Genomic DNA, 16608 nt, shown 5'->3' on the forward strand with positions numbered 1-16608 from the left:
GCGGCAGGCCTGCCGGCGGTTTCAGATGCTGATCCGTTCCGGCGCGACCGTGCTGTCGGCGTCGGAGAGTTGCTGGACGATCGCCTGCTGCAGGCGCGCGCACAGCTGCGGGTCGGAGAGCGGCTGGTTGGCCGCGTCCGTGACGAAGAACACGTCCTCCACGCGCTCGCCAAGGGTGGTGATCTTGGCGTTCTGCAGGGACAGGTCGAAGTCGAGGAAGATCTTGCCGATCCGCGCCAGCAGGCCGGGGCGGTCCGGAGCGGTCAGGTCGAGCACGGTCACCGGGCGCTGCGCATCGTTGTGGATGGTCAGGCGCGGAGCGAAGGCGAAGTGCTTGAGCTGGCGCGGTACGCGGCGCTGGATGATCGACGGGTAATCGTCGGGGTTCTTCAGCGTATCGATCAGCCCGGCGCGGATTTCGCGGATGCGCTCCGGGTTGTCGCCGATGCTGCCGCCGTCGGCGTCGAGCACGATGTAGGTGTCGAGGGTGAACTGGCTGGTCGAGGTGATGATCCGCGCGTCATGGATGTTCAGGTTGAGCTGGTCCATCGCGGCCACGGTCACGGCGAAGAAGTCGTGCTGGTCGGGTGCGTAGATGAAGATCTGCGTGGCACCTTCGACGTCGCGCTGGGCGGTCTCGCGGATCAGCACCAGCGGGCCGTCGCTGGCAGGGTGCTGGATGATCGCCTCGGTGTGCCAGGCCACGTCGCCGGCGGTGTGGCGCAGGAAATAGTCGTCGCCCAACTGCGACCAGAGCTGCTCGGCGTCGTCCGGGTCGATGCCGGCGCGGGCGAGGATGTCCAGAGCGGCGCTTTGTGTCTGGCGGATCTGCTCTTCGCGGTCCAGCGGGTTTTCCAGGCCGCGCAGCAGCGCGCGCTTGGTCTCGGTGTAGAGCTGGCGCAGCAGGCTGGCGCGCCAGGAGTTCCACAGGCTCGGGTTGGTGGCGTTGATGTCGGCGACGGTGAGCACGTAGAGGTAGTCGAGGTGCGTCTGGTCGCCGACCAGCTGGGCGAAATCGAAGATCACCTGCGGGTCGGAGAGGTCCTTGCGCTGGGCGGTGGTCGACATGGTCAGGTGGTTCTGCACCAGCCAGACGATCAGCCGGGTATCCCATGCCGGCAGGTGGTGGCGGTGGGCGAACGCCTCGGCGTCCAGCGCGCCCAGCGCCGAATGGTCACCGCCGCGCCCCTTGCCGATGTCGTGGTAGAGCCCGGCGAGGTAGATCAGCTCGGGTTTGGGCAGCTTGTCGATGACCTTGCTGGCCAGCGGAAACCTTTCCGCCAGCTCCGGGCGGCGCAGTTTGCGCAGGTGCTTGATCAGGTTCAGCGTGTGCGCGTCCACCGTATAGATGTGGAACAGGTCGTGCTGCATCTGCCCGACGATGTGGCCGAACTCCGGCAGGTAGCGCCCGAGGATGCCATAGCGGTTCATCCGCCGCAGGTTGCGGTGGATGCCCTGGCTGGACTTGAACAGTTCGATGAACAGGCTGGTGTTGCGGATATCGCTGCGGAACTCGTCGTCGATCAGGTGCCGGTGGTCGCGCAGCAGGCGGATGGTGTCGGCGCGAACCCCCTTGATTTCCGGGTGCTGGGCCATCAGCACGAAGATTTCCAGGATGGCGAACGGGGTGCGCTTGAAGACGTTCGGGTTGCTCGCCTCGATATAGCCGTCGCGCAGCTGGAAGCGGCTGTTCAGCGGCTTGAGCTGGCAGATCTTGCCGGTGCTGAGGATGACTTCCTCGAAGTGCTGGTTGATCAGGTCGTTCAGCTCGGCGATGCCCATCACCACCCGGTAGTACTTCTGCATGAAACGTTCGACGGCGAGCTTGGCGTCGGTCTCCTCGAAGCCGAGCAGCCCGGCGATGCGCCGCTGGTGGTCGAACAGCAGACGGTCCTCGGCGCGCCCGGCGAGCATGTGCAGGGCGTAACGGACCTTCCAGAGGAACTCCTGGGAAGAGGCGAGCAGGGAATACTCGCTTTCGATCAGGAAGCCCTGGCCGACCATCGCGTGCAGGTTCAGCGTGCCGAACTGCCGGCGGGCGATCCAGAGGATGGTCTGGATGTCGCGCAGGCCGCCTGGCGAGCCCTTCACGTTGGGTTCGAGGTTGTATTCGGTGTCGTTGTACTTGGCGTGGCGCTTGGCCTGTTCCTCGCGCTTCGCCAGGAAGAACTGCAGGCTCGGCCACATGCGCTGGGGGCTGGTGACCTCGATCATTCGCTGGCGCAGGCGCTCCGGGCCGGCGATGGTGCGGCTTTCCATCAGGTTGGTGATCACCGTGAGGTCGGCGCGGGCTTCTTCCGCGCATTCCTCCACCGAGCGCACGCTCTGGCCGACTTCCAGACCGATGTCCCAGAGCAGGGTGAGGAAGGCCTCGATCGGCGTGCGGAAGATCTCGTGGTCGGCGTTGTCCAGCAGAATCAGCAGGTCGATGTCCGAGTACGGGTGCAGCTCGCCACGCCCATAGCCGCCGACCGCCACCAGCGCGATGTCGGCGTCCTCGCTCCAGTCGAAGCGGACCCAGGCTTCATGCAGGATCTGGTCGACGAACCAGGCACGGTCCTCCACCAGGCGACGGATGTCGCGGCCGCTGGCGAAGCGCTCGTCGAGCACCTCGCGGGCCTGGCGGATGGCCTTCTTGAAGGCCGGGATCGGGCTGGATTTAAGGGCCAGTTCGGCCTGGAACTGGCCGCGGTCGAACAGCTCGGGGTCCATCTGCGGCATGCCTGGGGCTCTCCGGTGCGGGAATGCGTTCGGTGTGGTTCCCGGCCCGTCAGGCCGGGGTGCGCGCTATGGTGTCGTCGCTGCGCAGGGTGAGGATCTCGTAGCCATCGGCGGTGACCAGGATGGTGTGTTCCCATTGCGCTGACAGCTTGCGGTCCTTGGTGATGGCCGTCCAGCCGTCGCCGAGCAGGCGGGTTTCCGCGCGGCCCTGGTTGATCATCGGTTCGATGGTGAAGGTCATCCCTTCGCGCAGCTCCATGCCGGTGCCGGCGCGCCCGTAATGGACCACCTGCGGCTCCTCGTGGAACACCTTGCCGATGCCATGCCCGCAGTATTCGCGGACCACCGAGTAGCCCTGCTTCTCGGCATGCTTCTGGATCACCTCGCCGATGTCGCCCAGGTGCGCGCCGGGACGGACCAGCTGGATTCCTTTATAGAGGCATTCCTGGGTGACCCGGCAGAGGCGCTCGGCCCACTCCGGTGTCTTCCCGACCAGGAACATCTTGCTGGTGTCGCCGTGGTAGCCGTCCTTGATCACGGTGATGTCGATGTTGACGATGTCGCCATCCTTGAGCGGTTTCTCGTTGGGAATGCCGTGGCACACCACCTGGTTGATCGAGGTACAGATCGACTTCGGGTAGCCCTTGTAGTTGAGCGGCGCGGGGATCGCGTCCTGCACGTTGACGATGTAGTCGTGGCAGATGCGGTCCAGCTCTTCGGTGGTCACGCCCACGCGCACGTGCTCGCCGAGCATTTCCAGCACGTCGGCGGCCAGGCGGCCGGCTACGCGCATTTTTTCGATTTCCTCGGGCGTCTTTATGGTGACGGTCATTGGGGCTCTCTGGCACAAGGCAAATAAAGGCACGATTCTACCAGTTCGAGCCCGCCGCCCATAACCGGCAGCGAAAAGCCGGTGGGCAGGCAGCGGTTTTCCTTTCGGCTCGCGCCACCTTGTGGTATAAAACGCGCCGCTTTTACGGGCATGCAGTCCGAAGAGCTTGAACCCCACACACGTATCGACACGATATCCTGGGTGCCCGCAAGGGTTGGATATTGGGATGCGTGGAGGCCTAACCCGACTATCGAGGAATAGAAATGTCTCAAGTCAACATGCGCGACATGCTGAAGGCCGGTGTGCACTTCGGCCACCAGACCCGTTACTGGAACCCGAAAATGGGCAAGTACATTTTCGGCTCGCGTAACAAGATTCACATCATCAACCTGGAAAAAACCCTGCCGATGTTCAACGAAGCCCTGGCTTTCGTTGAGAAGCTGTCCGCAGGCAAGAACAAGATCCTGTTCGTCGGCACCAAGCGTTCCGCCGGCAAGATCGTTCGCGAAGAAGCGGCCCGTTGCGGCTCGCCGTTCGTCGACCACCGCTGGTTGGGCGGCATGCTCACCAACTACAAGACCATCCGCGCCTCGATCAAGCGCCTGCGCGAACTGGAAACCCAGTCCCAGGACGGCACCTTCGCCAAGCTGACCAAGAAAGAAGCCCTGATGCGTTCGCGCGATCTGGAAAAACTGGACCGCAGCCTGGGCGGCATCAAGGACATGGGCGGGCTGCCGGACGCGCTGTTCGTGATCGACGTCGACCACGAGCGCATCGCGATCACCGAAGCCAACAAGCTCGGTATCCCGGTCATCGGCATCGTCGATACCAACAGCAGCCCGGAAGGCGTTGACTACATCATCCCGGGTAACGACGACGCCATCCGTGCCGTTCAGCTGTACCTCGGCGCCATGGCCGACGCCGTGCTGCAAGGCCGTCAGAACGCCCAGGGCGGCGCCGACGAGTTCGTCGAAGAAGCTGCTCCCGAGGCCGCCGAAGGCTGATAAGCCGACGCCAGCGTCACCCGGTGCGCAGAAAGGGGGCTAGGCCCCCTTTTTGCCACCTCAGAATCGATCACCCGGTTGTCATCCGTATCGGGTGGAATGGTTGAAGACCTTTCTAGAGGATCAAGAACATGGCAGAAATCACTGCAGCCCTGGTTAAAGAACTGCGCGAGCGTACTGGCCAAGGCATGATGGATTGCAAGAAGGCGCTGACCGCCGCCGGTGGCGACATCGAGAAAGCGATCGACGACATGCGTGCCGCGGGCGCCATCAAGGCCGCCAAGAAAGCCGGCAACATCGCCGCTGAAGGCTCCATCGCCGTCAAAGTGGCCGATGACAACAAGTCCGCCGTGATCATCGAAGTCAACTCGCAGACCGACTTCCTCGCCCTGCAGGACGACTTCAAGAACTTCGTCTCCGCCAGCCTGGAAAAAGCCTTCGCCGAGAAACTGTCCGACGCCGCTCCGCTGGTCGCCGCTCAGGAATCCGCTCGCGAGGCGCTGGTCGCCAAGGTCGGCGAGAACGTCAACATCCGTCGCCTGACCCGCGTTGAAGGCGATGTCGTCGGTGCCTACCTGCACGGTCACCGCATCGGCGTACTGGTTACCCTGAAGGGTGGCAACGCCGAACTGGCCAAGGAAATCGCCATGCACGTCGCGGCGAGCAACCCGCAGTTCGTCAGCCCGTCGCAGGTTTCCGAAGAAGCCGTGGCCAAGGAAAAGGAAATCTTCCTGGCGCTGAACGCCGACAAGATCGCCGGCAAGCCGGAAAACATCGTCGAGAACATGGTCAAGGGCCGTATCAACAAGTTCCTCGCCGAAGCCAGCCTGGTCGAGCAAGCGTTCGTCAAGGACCCGGAAATCAAGGTCGGCGATCTGGCCAAGAAAGCCGGTGCCGAAGTGGTGTCCTTCGTTCGTTACGAAGTAGGTGAAGGCATCGAACGTGCCGAAGTCGACTTCGCTGCCGAAGTTGCTGCCCAGGTCGCCGCGACCAAGCAATAAGTCGGTATACACTGTGTCGCCCCGAAGAGGCTGCCCGTTCACGCGTGCGGCCTTTTCGTCAAAATGGGGGCGGTGTTTGGCCGGGTTTCCACAGGCCCGGCGAAAGTTTCTGGCGCTCCGCTGCAACTCGTGAGCGAGGCGCTGTCCAAGCGCAATACGCAGGCCCCCGAGGGGCCGAAAACCTCAACGCCGCAGGAGAGAAACGCAAATGGCTCAGCAGGTGAGTGGTCGTCAACCTCGCTATAAACGGATTCTGCTCAAGTTAAGCGGCGAAGCCCTGATGGGTTCGGAAGACTTCGGCATCGACCCGAAAGTACTCGACCGCATGGCGCTGGAAGTCGGCCAATTGGTAGGCATCGGCGTTCAGGTCGGCCTGGTGATCGGCGGGGGCAACCTGTTCCGCGGGGCGGCACTGTCCGCTGCCGGCATGGATCGGGTCACCGGCGACCACATGGGCATGCTGGCCACCGTGATGAATTCCCTGGCGATGCGCGACGCCCTCGAGCGCTCGAACATCCCCGCGCTGGTCATGTCGGCCATCTCCATGGTCGGTGTCACCGACCACTACGATCGCCGCAAGGCCATGCGTCACCTGAAGTCCGGCGAAGTGGTGATCTTCTCCGCCGGCACCGGCAACCCGTTCTTCACCACCGACTCTGCCGCCTGCCTGCGCGCCATCGAAATCGATGCCGACGTGGTGCTCAAGGCCACCAAGGTCGATGGCGTCTACACTGCCGATCCGTTCAAGGACCCGCATGCGGAGAAGTTCGACCGGCTGACTTATGATGCCGTGCTCGACCGCAAGCTCGCCGTGATGGACCTGACCGCGATCTGCCTGTGCCGCGACCACAACATGCCGCTGCGCGTCTTCAACATGAACAAGCCCGGCGCCCTGCTGAACATCGTCGTAGGCGGCGCCGAAGGTACCCTGATCGAGGAGTCGAACGAATGATCAACGAGATCAAGAAAGACGCGCAGGAGCGCATGCAGAAAACCCTGGAATCGCTGGATCACGCGTTCGCCAAGATCCGTACCGGTCGCGCCCATCCCGACATCCTCGGTGGCGTCCGTGTGCCGGCCTACGGAGATCTGGTGCCGTTGAACCAGGTCGCCAGCGTTTCCGTCGAAGACTCCCGCACCCTCAAGCTGAGCGTGTTCGACAAGAACATGATCGCCGCGGTGGAAAAGGCCATCCTGACTTCCGACCTGGGCCTGAACCCGTCCAATGCCGGCACCGTGATTCGCGTGCCTATGCCCGCGCTGACCGAGGAAACCCGCAAGGGCTACACCAAGCAGGCGCGTGCCGAAGCCGAGAACGCCCGGGTCGCCGTGCGCAACATCCGTCGCGACGCGCTGGCGCAGCTCAAGGACCTGTCGAAGGAAAAGGAAATCAGCGAAGACGACGAACGTCGTGCCGCCGATGAAACGCAGAAGCTCACCGACAAGTTCGTCGCCCTGGTGGACAAGGCGCTGGAAGCGAAAGAAACCGATCTGATGGCCGTGTGAGGCCAGCCGGGGCCGCGCTCATGGAGAAGACCAAGCAAGTCGGGCAGGGCGTCGCGGTACCGCGCCATGTCGCGATCATCATGGACGGCAACAACCGTTGGGCGAAGCGCCGCCTGTTGCCGGGCGTCGCCGGGCACAAGGCCGGTGTCGACGCCGTGCGCGCGGTGATCGAGGTCTGCGCCGACGAAGGCGTGGAGGTGCTGACGCTGTTCGCCTTTTCCAGCGAGAACTGGCAACGCCCCGCCGAAGAGGTGGGCGCGCTGATGGAGCTGTTCCTCGGCGCGCTGCGTCGCGAGGCCAGGCGGCTCAACGACAACGGCATCCGCCTGAAGATCATCGGCGACCGCTCGCGCTTCCATCCGGAACTGCAGGCGTCGATGCGCGAAGTCGAAGCCCTCACCGAGCGGCACACGCGCTTCGTCCTGCAGGTCGCGGCCAACTACGGCGGCCAGTGGGACATCGTCCAGGCCACCCAGCGCCTGGCGCGTGAGGTGCAGGGCGGTCGTCTGCTCCCCGAGGACATCTCCGCGGCCATGTTGCAGGGCTATCTGGCGACCGGCGACATGCCGTTGCCGGACCTGTGCATCCGCACGGGCGGCGAGCACCGCATCAGCAACTTCCTGCTCTGGCAACTGGCCTATGCCGAGCTGTACTTCTCCGACCTGTTCTGGCCCGACTTCAAACACGAGGCCATGCGCAACGCGCTGGCCGATTTCGCCACCCGCCAGCGCCGCTTCGGCAAGACCAGCGAGCAGGTCATGGCGGCCGAGGTACCGGCTCAATGCTGAAACAACGGATCATCACCGCGCTGATTCTGCTGCCCATCGCCCTCTGCGGGTTCTTCCTCCTCGACGCGGGGGCCTTTGCGCTGTTCATCGGCGTGGTGGTCTGCCTCGGTGCCTGGGAGTGGGCGCGTCTGATCGGGCTGGTCGCGCAGCCGCAGCGCGTGGGCTATGCCGCCGTGGTGGCGGTGCTGCTCGCCGCACTCTATCTGCTGCCGGCGTTGGCGGGTGTGCTGCTGGTGCTGGCGATGCTCTGGTGGGCGGCCGCGGTGTTGCTGGTGATCGGCTATCCGAACAGCGCACGCTTCTGGAGCGGGTTGCCGGCGCGCTTGCTCATCGGCCTGCTCATTCTGCTGCCGGCCTGGCAGGGCCTGATGCTGCTCAAGCAGTCGCCGCTGGGCAACTGGCTGATTCTCGCGGTGATGGTGCTGGTCTGGGGCGCCGACATCGGTGCCTATTTTGCGGGCCGGCGTTTCGGTCGGCACAAGCTCGCGCCGCGCGTGAGTCCCGGGAAGAGCTGGGAAGGCTTCTTCGGCGGTCTGCTCGCCAGCCTGCTGATCACTCTCGTCGTCGGCCTGTTCCGTGGCTGGGGCGCGACCACGCTGCTGCCGGCGCTGGCCGGCGCAGCGGTGGTCGTGGCGATCTCCGTGGTGGGTGACCTCACCGAAAGCATGTTCAAGCGCCAGTCCGGCCTCAAGGACAGCAGCAACCTGCTGCCCGGTCATGGCGGCGTGCTCGATCGCATCGACAGCCTGACCGCTGCTCTCCCGACCTTCGCCGTGTTGCTCTGGGTCGCCGGCTGGGCCACGCCGTGAGCCAGGCGCAACGCATTACCGTACTTGGCGCCACCGGTTCCATTGGCCTCAGCACCCTCGACGTCATCGCCCGGCATCCCGAGCGTTATCAGGTCTTCGCGCTGACTGCATTCAGTCGTCTCGACGAGCTGGAAGCGCTTTGCCTGCGCCATCGACCCCGCTTCGCTGTGGTGCCGACGGACGTCGCGGCGCGGCGTCTGCAGGAGCGTCTGCTGGCGGCCGGCCTGGATATTCGCGTGCTCGCCGGCAAGCCGGGGCTTTGCGAAGTGGCCAAGCATCCCGACGTCGACACGCTGATGGCGGCCATCGTCGGCGCGGCCGGCCTGGAGCCGACGCTCGCCGCGGTGGAAGCGGGCAAACGGGTGCTGCTGGCGAACAAGGAAGCGCTGGTCATGTCCGGCGCGCTGTTCATGCAGGCCGTGCGGCGCAGCGGCTCGGTGCTGCTGCCGATCGACAGTGAGCACAACGCGATCTTCCAGTGCCTGCCCGGCAACTATGCCAAGGGGCTGGCGCCGGTCGGCGTGCGGCGCATTCTGCTGACCGCCTCCGGCGGGCCGTTCCGCGAAACGCCGCTGGAGGCGCTGGCGGACGTCAGCCCCGAGCAGGCCTGCAGCCATCCGAACTGGTCGATGGGGCGGAAGATTTCCGTCGATTCGGCGAGCATGATGAACAAGGGGCTGGAGCTGATCGAGGCCTGCTGGCTGTTCGACGCGCTTCCGGCGCAGGTCGAGGTCGTGATCCATCCGCAGAGCGTCATCCACTCGCTGGTCGATTATGTCGACGGTTCGGTGCTCGCCCAATTGGGCAATCCCGATATGCGTACACCCATCGCCCACGCCCTGGCCTGGCCGGAGCGAATCGACTCCGGAGTATCGCCGCTCGATCTCTTCGCCATCGGCCGCCTCGACTTCCAGCGTCCCGACGAAGAACGGTTCCCCTGCCTGCGACTGGCCCGCCAATGCGCCGAAGCCGCCGGCACCGCGCCCGCCATGCTGAACGCCGCGAACGAAGTGGCGGTCGCCGCCTTTCTCGAACGGCGCGTTCGCTTCAACGAAATCGCGGGTATGATCGAGGCCGTGCTGGATGCCGAGCCGGCGGTCGCTGCGGACAGTCTCGATACGGTCCTGGCCGCCGACGAGGCCGCGCGGGCCCTGGCTCAGCAGTGGTTGCAACGCCACGGGCGGTAGCCGATATCCCGAACCTGGCGCAGCGGTCGACCGCAGGCGCCCCGGAGCAAGTCGATGAATGCGCTGTATATGATCCTCGGTACGCTGATCGCCCTTGGCGTGCTGGTGACCTTCCATGAGTTCGGCCATTTCTGGGTCGCCCGGCACTGCGGCGTCAAGGTGCTGCGCTTCTCGGTGGGCTTCGGCACGCCGCTGCTGCGCTGGCACGACCGCCATGGGACCGAGTTCGTGGTCGCCGCGATTCCCCTCGGCGGCTACGTCAAGATGCTCGATGAGCGCGAGGGCGAAGTGCCCGCCGAACTGCTCGACCAGTCCTTCAACCGCAAGCCGGTTCGTCAGCGCATCGCCATCGTCGCCGCCGGCCCGATCGCCAACTTCCTCCTCGCGCTGCTGTTCTTCTGGGTGCTGGCCATGCTCGGCTCGCAGCAGGTGCGCCCGGTCATCGGGCATGTCGAGGAAGGCAGCCTGGCGGCGAAGGCCGGGCTGGCTGCCGGGCAGGAGATCGTCGCCATCGATGGCGATCCGGTCGTGGGCTGGTCGCAGGTCAACCTGCAACTGGTGCGTCGCCTCGGTGAGAGCGGCACTCTGGATATCGTCACCCGTGTCGATGACGGCAGTACCGAGCAAGCGCACCAGCTGGCCCTCGCCAGTTGGCTGAAAGGCGCAGACGAGCCGGACCCGCTGGGGTCGCTGGGGATTCGTCCCTGGCGCCCGGCGTTGCCGCCGCTGCTGGCTCAGTTCGATCCGGAAGGTCCTGCCCAGGCGGCCGGGTTGAAGGCGGGTGATCGCCTGCTTGCGCTGAATGACGAACCCATCGACGACTGGCAACAGGTCGTGGACAAGGTGCGCGCGCATCCGGGCGGGGCGGTCAGCTTCGCCGTCGAACGCGACGGTCAGCGTCTTGACGTGCCGGTTACCCTGGGCGCGCGCGGCGAAGGCGAGGCGCGCAGTGGCTATCTGGGCGCGGGCGTGAAGGGCGGCGAATGGCCGGCGGACATGCTTCGCGAAGTCAGCTACGGCCCGCTCGATGCGGTAGGCCAGGGGCTCCAGCGAACCTGGACGATGAGCGTCCTAACCCTCGACTCCCTAAAGAAAATGCTCGTCGGCGAACTCTCGGTAAAAAACTTGAGCGGGCCGATAACCATTGCTAAAGTGGCCGGCGCTTCGGCCCAGTCGGGTGTTGGGGACTTCCTGAATTTCCTCGCCTACCTGAGCATAAGCCTGGGGGTTCTCAATCTTTTGCCGATCCCTGTCCTCGATGGTGGACACCTGCTTTTCTATCTGATCGAGTGGACGCGCGGGCGTCCCTTGTCCGAGCGGGTCCAGGGCTGGGGAGTGCAGATCGGTATCAGCTTGGTCGTCGGCGTTATGCTGCTCGCCTTGATCAACGACATTGGTCGCCTGTGACGCGTCGCTGAATTTTCGAATCTGCCGCTGATTGCGGCAGATTCATTATTACCAGTTGGAAAACAAGGACTTCATGAAACGCCTGCTCCTAACTGCGGTGCTTGCCGCACTCATGATTGCCGAGGTTCACGCCGAGTCCTTCACCATCTCCGATATCCGCGTCAACGGCCTGCAGCGGGTCTCCGCCGGCAGCGTCTTTGGTGCCTTGCCGCTGAACGTCGGCGATCCGGTCGATGACCGTCGTCTGGTGGAGGCCACGCGGGCCCTGTTCAAAACCGGTTTCTTCCAGGATATCCAGCTCGGCCGTGACGGCGAGGTGCTGGTCATCAACGTGGTCGAGCGCCCCTCGATTTCCGGTATCGAGATCGAAGGCAACAAGGCGATCTCCACGGACGATCTGATGAAGGGGCTGAATCAGTCCGGCCTCTCCGAGGGCGAGATTTTCCAGCGTGCCACGCTCGAAGGTGTGCGCAACGAACTGCAGCGCCAGTACGTTGCCCAGGGCCGCTACTCGGCCGAGATCAAGACCGAGGTGATTCCCCAGCCGCGCAACCGCGTGTCGCTGAAGATCGACATCAACGAAGGCACGGTCGCCGCGATCCAGCACATCAATGTGGTCGGCAACACGGTGTTCTCCGACGAGGACCTGTCCGACCTGTTCGAGCTCAAGACCAGCAACTGGCTGTCGTTCTTCAAGAACGACGACAAGTACGCCCGCGAAAAACTCTCCGGTGACCTCGAGCGCCTGCGTTCCTATTACCTGGACCGCGGCTACATCAACATGGATATCTCCTCCACCCAGGTATCCATCACGCCGGACAAGAAACACGTCTACATCACCGTCAACGTTGACGAAGGCCAGAAGTACAGCATCCGCGAGGTGAAACTCTCCGGTGACCTCAAGGTGCCCGAGGAGGACGTCAAGTCGCTGCTGCTGGTCAAGCCGGGCCAGGTGTTCTCGCGCAAGATCATGACCACCACGTCCGAGCTGATCACCCGCCGGCTGGGTAACGAGGGTTACACCTTCGCCAACGTCAACGGCGTGCCGCAGGCGCATGATGAGGACCACACCGTCTCGATCACCTTCGCCGTCGATCCGGGCAAACGTGCCTACGTCAACCGCATCAACTTCCGTGGCAACACCAAGACCGAAGACGAAGTGCTGCGTCGTGAAATGCGCCAGATGGAAGGCGGCTGGGCTTCGACCTACCTGATCGACCAGTCGAAGACACGTCTCGATCGCCTGGGCTTCTTCAAGGAAGTCAACGTCGAAACCCCGCAGGTGCCGGGTGTCGACGACCAGATCGACGTCAACTATTCCGTGGAAGAGCAGCCGTCCGGCTCGATCACCGCCAGCGTCGGTTTTGCGCAGAACGCCGGCCTGATCCTCGGTGGTTCGATCAGCCAGAACAACTTCCTCGGTACCGGTAACAAGGTCAGCATCGGCCTGACCCGCAGCGAGTACCAGACCCGCTACAACTTCGGCTTCGTCGATCCCTACTGGACCGCCGATGGCGTGAGCCTGGGCTACAACGCCTTCTACCGCACCACCGACTACGACGAGCTCGACGTCGACGTGTCGAGCTACTCGGTCGACAGCCTGGGCGCCGGCGTGAACATCGGATACCCGATCAGCGAGACCTCGCGCCTGACCTACGGCCTGACCGTGCAGCAGGACAGCCTGGATACCGGCCGCTATACCGTCGACGAGATCCTTTCGTTCCTCGAGAACGAGGGTGACAACTTCCTCAACGTCAAAGGTTCCATCGGCTGGTCCGAGTCGACCCTCAACCGGGGCACCCTGGCGACCCGTGGCCACTCGCAGAGTCTGACCTTCGAGACCACCCTGCCGGGCAGCGACCTGTCGTTCTACAAGATCGACTACCGCGCCCAGTGGTTCAAGCCGATTACCACCAACTACACCATGCGCCTGCACACCGAACTGGGCTATGGCGATGGCTACGGCTCCACCTCGGGCCTGCCGTTCTACGAGAACTACTACGCGGGTGGTTTCAACTCCGTACGTGGTTTCGAGGACAGCACCCTGGGCCCGCGCAGTACGCCCAGCGTTGCGCGTAATGCCGACGGCTCCATACGCACTGACGGTACGCCCGGTCCCGATGGCCGCTATACCGACGACGACAGTCCGGAAGCGTATGGTGGTAACGTCCTGATCCAGGGCGGTGCGGAGGTGCTCTTCCCGCTGCCGTTCGTCAAGGACCAGCGTTCGCTGCGTACCGCGTTGTTCTGGGACGTCGGTAACGTGTTCCTGACCAAGTGCCCGACCAAGACGGCGTCCACGCAGTACATGAACACGCAGGGCTGTGGCGATATCGACTTCGGCAATCTGGCCAGCTCCGTTGGTGTGGGCCTGACCTGGATCACCGCCATGGGTCCGCTGAGCTTCAGCCTGGCGATGCCGGTGAAGAAACCGGATGATGCTGACATGCAGGTCTTCCAGTTCTCGCTGGGTCAGACGTTCTAACTTTTACTTGTTAACCGTAAGTGTTACCTGGAGTGCATCGTGCGTAAGTTGACTCAACTGGTTCTGATCTTCGCCGCTTTCATGGCGACCCCGGCCTTCGCCGAAATGAAAATCGCGGTTCTGAACTACCAGATGGCGCTACTCGAATCCGACGCAGCCAAGAAGTACGCCGTGGACGCCGAGAAGAAATTCGGCCCGCAGCTGACCAAGCTGAAGACTCTGGAAACCGACGCCAAGAACATCCAGGACAAACTGGTCAAGGGTGGCGACAAGGTGCAGACCGCCGAGCGCGAGCGCATGGAGCTCGAGTTCAAGCAAAAGGCCCGTGACTTCCAGTTCCAGTCCAAGGAGCTGAACGAAGCCAAGGCCGTTGCCGACCGCGAGATGCTCAAGCAGCTCAAGCCCAAGCTGGACCAGGCCGTCGAAGAAGTGATCAAGAAAGGCGCGTTCGACCTGGTGTTCGAGCGTGGTGCGGTCATCGATGTCAAGCCTCAGTACGACATCACCCGCCAGGTCATCGAGCGCATGAACCAGCTGCGCTGAAATGACGGCCAACCTCTACACGCTCGGCCAGCTGGCTGAGCGTCTGGGAGCCACCTTGCGTGGCTCCGCAGACAAACCGGTCGCAGGGCTGGCCTCCTTACAGGATGCCGGCCCTGATCAGTTGAGCTTCCTGGCCAATCCGCAGTACCGCAAGCACCTGTCGATTACCCGTGCCGCTGCGGTGCTGCTCAAGCCCGCCGACGCCGAAGGTTTCTCCGGCGATGCACTGCTGGTGGCTGATCCGTACCTGGCCTACGCGCAACTCTCGCACCTGTTCGACCGTAAGCCGCAGGCACCTGCCGGCGTGCATCCGACCGCCGTGGTCGCCGCCGATGCCGTGGTGGAAGCCGGGGCCACGGTGGGCGCCTACGTCGTGATCGAGAGCGGCGCGCGTATTGCTGCGGGAACCTGCATCGGCGCGCACTGCTTCATCGGTGCGCGCAGCGTGGTCGGCGCGGGTGGCTGGTTGGCGCCGCGCGTCACGCTCTATCACGACGTGCGCATCGGCGAGCGGGTGGTCATCCAGTCGGGCGCGGTGATCGGTGGCGAGGGCTTCGGCTTCGCAAACCAGAAGGGCGTCTGGCAGAAGATCGCGCAGATTGGCGGCGTGAGCATCGGTGACGACGTGGAGATCGGGGCCAACACCACGATCGACCGCGGCGCCCTGGCAGACACGCTGATCGGCAATGGCGTGAAGCTGGACAACCAGATCATGGTTGCGCACAACGTGCAGATCGGCGATCACACCGCGATGGCCGGTTGCGTCGGAATTTCCGGCAGCACCAAGATCGGCAGCCACTGCATGATCGCCGGTGGCGTCGGCATGGTCGGCCACATCGAGGTTTGCGATAACGTTTTCGTCACCGGAATGACCATGGTCACCCGCTCCATCACCGAGCCGGGCGCATACTCGTCGGGCACGGCGATGCAGCCGGCTGGCGAGTGGAAGAAGAGCGCAGCGCGGATTCGTCAGCTCGACGACATGGCGCGCCGCCTACAGCAACTGGAAAAGCGCCTGGCGTCCGTGACCCCAGGCGGGGAAGCTCCATCAGAAGCCTGATCGATTCGCTTCTGCGCATCCCCCACCTCATACAGGCTCCCCCGGAAATGATGGACATCAACGAGATTCGCGAATACCTGCCGCACCGCTACCCGTTCCTGCTTGTGGACCGGGTTGTCGACCTGGATGTTGAAGGCAAGCGCATTCGCGCCTACAAGAATGTCAGCATCAACGAGCCGTTCTTCAACGGGCACTTCCCGCAGCACCCGATCATGCCCGGCGTACTGATCATCGAGGCGATGGCCCAGGCCGCCGGTATCCTTGGCTTCAAGATGCTCGATGTGAAGCCGGCCGACGGTACGCTCTACTACTTCGTCGGCTCGGACAAGCTGCGTTTCCGTCAGCCCGTGCTGCCGGGTGACCAGTTGATCCTCGAGGCGCGCTTTCTCAGCGTCAAGCGCAGCATCTGGAAGTTCGAGTGCCAGGCCAGCGTCGATGACAAGGCGGTCTGCTCGGCCGAAATCATCTGTGCGGAACGCAAGTTATGAGTTTGATTGACCCTCGCGCGATCATCGACCCGACGGCAAGGCTGGCAGACGACGTTCAAGTCGGCCCCTGGTCCATCGTCGGCGCCGATGTGGAAATTGGCGAGGGAAGCGTGATCGGCCCGCATGTGATCCTCAAAGGGCCGACACGGATTGGCAAGCACAACCGCATCTACCAGTTCTCCTCGATCGGCGAAGACACGCCCGATCTGAAGTACAAGGGCGAGGCGACGCGCCTGGTGATCGGCGATCACAACGTGATCCGCGAGGGCGTCACCATCCACCGCGGCACCGTGCAGGATCGCTCCGAGACGACGATCGGCGACCACAACCTGATCATGGCCTACGCCCACATCGGCCATGACAGCGTGATCGCCAACCACTGCATCCTGGTCAACAACACCGCGCTGGCCGGGCACGTGCACATGGACGACTGGGCGATCCTCTCCGGCTACACCCTGGTCCATCAGTTCTGCCACATCGGCGCGCACAGTTTTTCCGGCATGGGCACGGCGATCGGCAAGGACGTTCCGGCATTCGTCACCGTGTTCGGCAACCCCGCCGAAGCCCGCAGCATGAACTTCGAGGGTATGCGCCGCCGCGGCTTTTCCGCCGAGGCCATCCAGGCGCTGCGCCGCGCCTACAAGGTGGTCTACCGCCAGGGGCTCACCGTGGACCAGGCGCTCGCCGAACTGGCCGAATCCGCCGCGCAGTTTCCCGAAGTCGCGATCTTTCGCGATTCGGTGATGACGTCCACCCGCGGCATCACCCGCTGATCCC

15 protein-coding genes are annotated in these 16608 nt (G+C 63.9%); 13 read left to right on the forward strand and 2 right to left on the reverse strand.

Annotated features, from left to right (window positions below; translation table 11 throughout):
* Positions 1 to 21: 21 nt before the first annotated feature.
* Entirely contained in the window at positions 22 to 2721 is a 2700-nt protein-coding gene (locus B3E91_RS07820; protein WP_287028968.1) for a [protein-PII] uridylyltransferase, read from the reverse strand.
* Positions 2722 to 2770: 49 nt separating this feature from the next.
* Positions 2771 to 3553, reverse strand: coding sequence for a type I methionyl aminopeptidase (map, locus tag B3E91_RS07825; RefSeq protein ID WP_090226630.1), 783 nt, complete (start codon positions 3551 to 3553; stop codon positions 2771 to 2773).
* A 263-nt stretch (positions 3554 to 3816) separates the two neighbouring features.
* On the opposite strand from map, the gene rpsB reads away from it, so the two are divergent.
* The 13 genes from rpsB (at position 3817) to lpxA (ending at position 16604) form a co-directional block, all read left to right on the forward strand.
* Complete coding sequence (gene rpsB / locus B3E91_RS07830) at positions 3817 to 4557, forward strand: 30S ribosomal protein S2 (protein ID WP_273231735.1); 741 nt, start codon at positions 3817 to 3819, stop codon at positions 4555 to 4557.
* Between the two features lie 131 nt (positions 4558 to 4688).
* Positions 4689 to 5558 (forward strand): translation elongation factor Ts, encoded by an 870-nt coding sequence (gene tsf, locus B3E91_RS07835; RefSeq protein WP_090226635.1) that lies wholly within the window; start codon positions 4689 to 4691, stop codon positions 5556 to 5558.
* Positions 5559 to 5766: 208 nt separating this feature from the next.
* Positions 5767 to 6510, forward strand: a complete 744-nt coding sequence (gene pyrH / locus B3E91_RS07840; RefSeq protein ID WP_090226637.1) for a UMP kinase — start codon at positions 5767 to 5769, stop codon at positions 6508 to 6510.
* The gene (frr, locus tag B3E91_RS07845; RefSeq protein ID WP_287028969.1) at positions 6507 to 7064 is read left to right on the forward strand and encodes a ribosome recycling factor; all 558 of its coding nucleotides are present in this window, start codon (positions 6507 to 6509) and stop codon (positions 7062 to 7064) included. Before pyrH ends, frr begins: the two co-directional genes overlap by 4 nt.
* 20 nt (positions 7065 to 7084) lie before the next feature.
* Positions 7085 to 7852 (forward strand): polyprenyl diphosphate synthase, encoded by a 768-nt coding sequence (uppS, locus tag B3E91_RS07850; protein WP_287028970.1) that lies wholly within the window; start codon positions 7085 to 7087, stop codon positions 7850 to 7852.
* Positions 7846 to 8661, forward strand: coding sequence for a phosphatidate cytidylyltransferase (locus tag B3E91_RS07855; protein ID WP_287028971.1), 816 nt, complete (start codon positions 7846 to 7848; stop codon positions 8659 to 8661). The genes uppS and B3E91_RS07855 overlap by 7 nt, the downstream gene beginning before the upstream one ends.
* Positions 8658 to 9848: a 1-deoxy-D-xylulose-5-phosphate reductoisomerase gene (gene ispC, locus B3E91_RS07860; protein ID WP_287028972.1), complete on the forward strand. Its 1191-nt coding sequence runs from the start codon at positions 8658 to 8660 to the stop codon at positions 9846 to 9848. The genes B3E91_RS07855 and ispC overlap by 4 nt, the downstream gene beginning before the upstream one ends.
* Positions 9849 to 9902: 54 nt before the next feature.
* Positions 9903 to 11255, forward strand: a complete 1353-nt coding sequence (rseP, locus tag B3E91_RS07865; RefSeq protein ID WP_287028973.1) for an RIP metalloprotease RseP — start codon at positions 9903 to 9905, stop codon at positions 11253 to 11255.
* A gap of 73 nt (positions 11256 to 11328) precedes the next feature.
* The gene (bamA, locus tag B3E91_RS07870) at positions 11329 to 13740 is read left to right on the forward strand and encodes an outer membrane protein assembly factor BamA (RefSeq protein WP_273231748.1); all 2412 of its coding nucleotides are present in this window, start codon (positions 11329 to 11331) and stop codon (positions 13738 to 13740) included.
* 39 nt (positions 13741 to 13779) lie between these two features.
* Complete coding sequence (locus tag B3E91_RS07875) at positions 13780 to 14283, forward strand: OmpH family outer membrane protein (RefSeq protein ID WP_090226651.1); 504 nt, start codon at positions 13780 to 13782, stop codon at positions 14281 to 14283.
* Position 14284: 1 nt separating this feature from the next.
* Positions 14285 to 15343, forward strand: coding sequence for a UDP-3-O-(3-hydroxymyristoyl)glucosamine N-acyltransferase (gene lpxD / locus B3E91_RS07880; protein ID WP_273231750.1), 1059 nt, complete (start codon positions 14285 to 14287; stop codon positions 15341 to 15343).
* Positions 15344 to 15390: 47 nt separating this feature from the next.
* Positions 15391 to 15831 (forward strand): 3-hydroxyacyl-ACP dehydratase FabZ, encoded by a 441-nt coding sequence (gene fabZ / locus B3E91_RS07885; RefSeq protein ID WP_090226657.1) that lies wholly within the window; start codon positions 15391 to 15393, stop codon positions 15829 to 15831.
* Entirely contained in the window at positions 15828 to 16604 is a 777-nt protein-coding gene (gene lpxA, locus B3E91_RS07890) for an acyl-ACP--UDP-N-acetylglucosamine O-acyltransferase (protein ID WP_273231753.1), read from the forward strand. The genes fabZ and lpxA overlap by 4 nt, the downstream gene beginning before the upstream one ends.
* The last annotated feature ends 4 nt before the right edge of the window (positions 16605 to 16608 follow it).

Origin of the sequence: Pseudomonas sp. UBA6310, from assembly GCF_002438225.1 — a bacterium.
GTDB lineage: Bacteria > Pseudomonadota > Gammaproteobacteria > Pseudomonadales > Pseudomonadaceae > Pseudomonas_O > Pseudomonas_O kuykendallii.

Excerpts from the sequence above, each read along its gene's own strand:
- fabZ (WP_090226657.1), top strand. The coding sequence starts at position 15,391 with ATGATGGACATCAACGAGATTCGCGAATACCTGCCGCACCGCTACCCG.
- lpxD (WP_273231750.1), top strand. The coding sequence starts at position 14,285 with ATGACGGCCAACCTCTACACGCTCGGCCAGCTGGCTGAGCGTCTGGGA.
- uppS (WP_287028970.1), top strand. The coding sequence starts at position 7,085 with ATGGAGAAGACCAAGCAAGTCGGGCAGGGCGTCGCGGTACCGCGCCAT.
- B3E91_RS07855 (WP_287028971.1), top strand. The coding sequence starts at position 7,846 with ATGCTGAAACAACGGATCATCACCGCGCTGATTCTGCTGCCCATCGCC.
- lpxA (WP_273231753.1), top strand. The coding sequence starts at position 15,828 with ATGAGTTTGATTGACCCTCGCGCGATCATCGACCCGACGGCAAGGCTG.
- bamA (WP_273231748.1), top strand. The coding sequence starts at position 11,329 with ATGAAACGCCTGCTCCTAACTGCGGTGCTTGCCGCACTCATGATTGCC.
- frr (WP_287028969.1), top strand. The coding sequence starts at position 6,507 with ATGATCAACGAGATCAAGAAAGACGCGCAGGAGCGCATGCAGAAAACC.
- map (WP_090226630.1), bottom strand. The coding sequence starts at position 3,553 with ATGACCGTCACCATAAAGACGCCCGAGGAAATCGAAAAAATGCGCGTA.
- B3E91_RS07820 (WP_287028968.1), bottom strand. The coding sequence starts at position 2,721 with ATGCCGCAGATGGACCCCGAGCTGTTCGACCGCGGCCAGTTCCAGGCC.
- rpsB (WP_273231735.1), top strand. The coding sequence starts at position 3,817 with ATGTCTCAAGTCAACATGCGCGACATGCTGAAGGCCGGTGTGCACTTC.
- rseP (WP_287028973.1), top strand. The coding sequence starts at position 9,903 with ATGAATGCGCTGTATATGATCCTCGGTACGCTGATCGCCCTTGGCGTG.
- tsf (WP_090226635.1), top strand. The coding sequence starts at position 4,689 with ATGGCAGAAATCACTGCAGCCCTGGTTAAAGAACTGCGCGAGCGTACT.
- pyrH (WP_090226637.1), top strand. The coding sequence starts at position 5,767 with ATGGCTCAGCAGGTGAGTGGTCGTCAACCTCGCTATAAACGGATTCTG.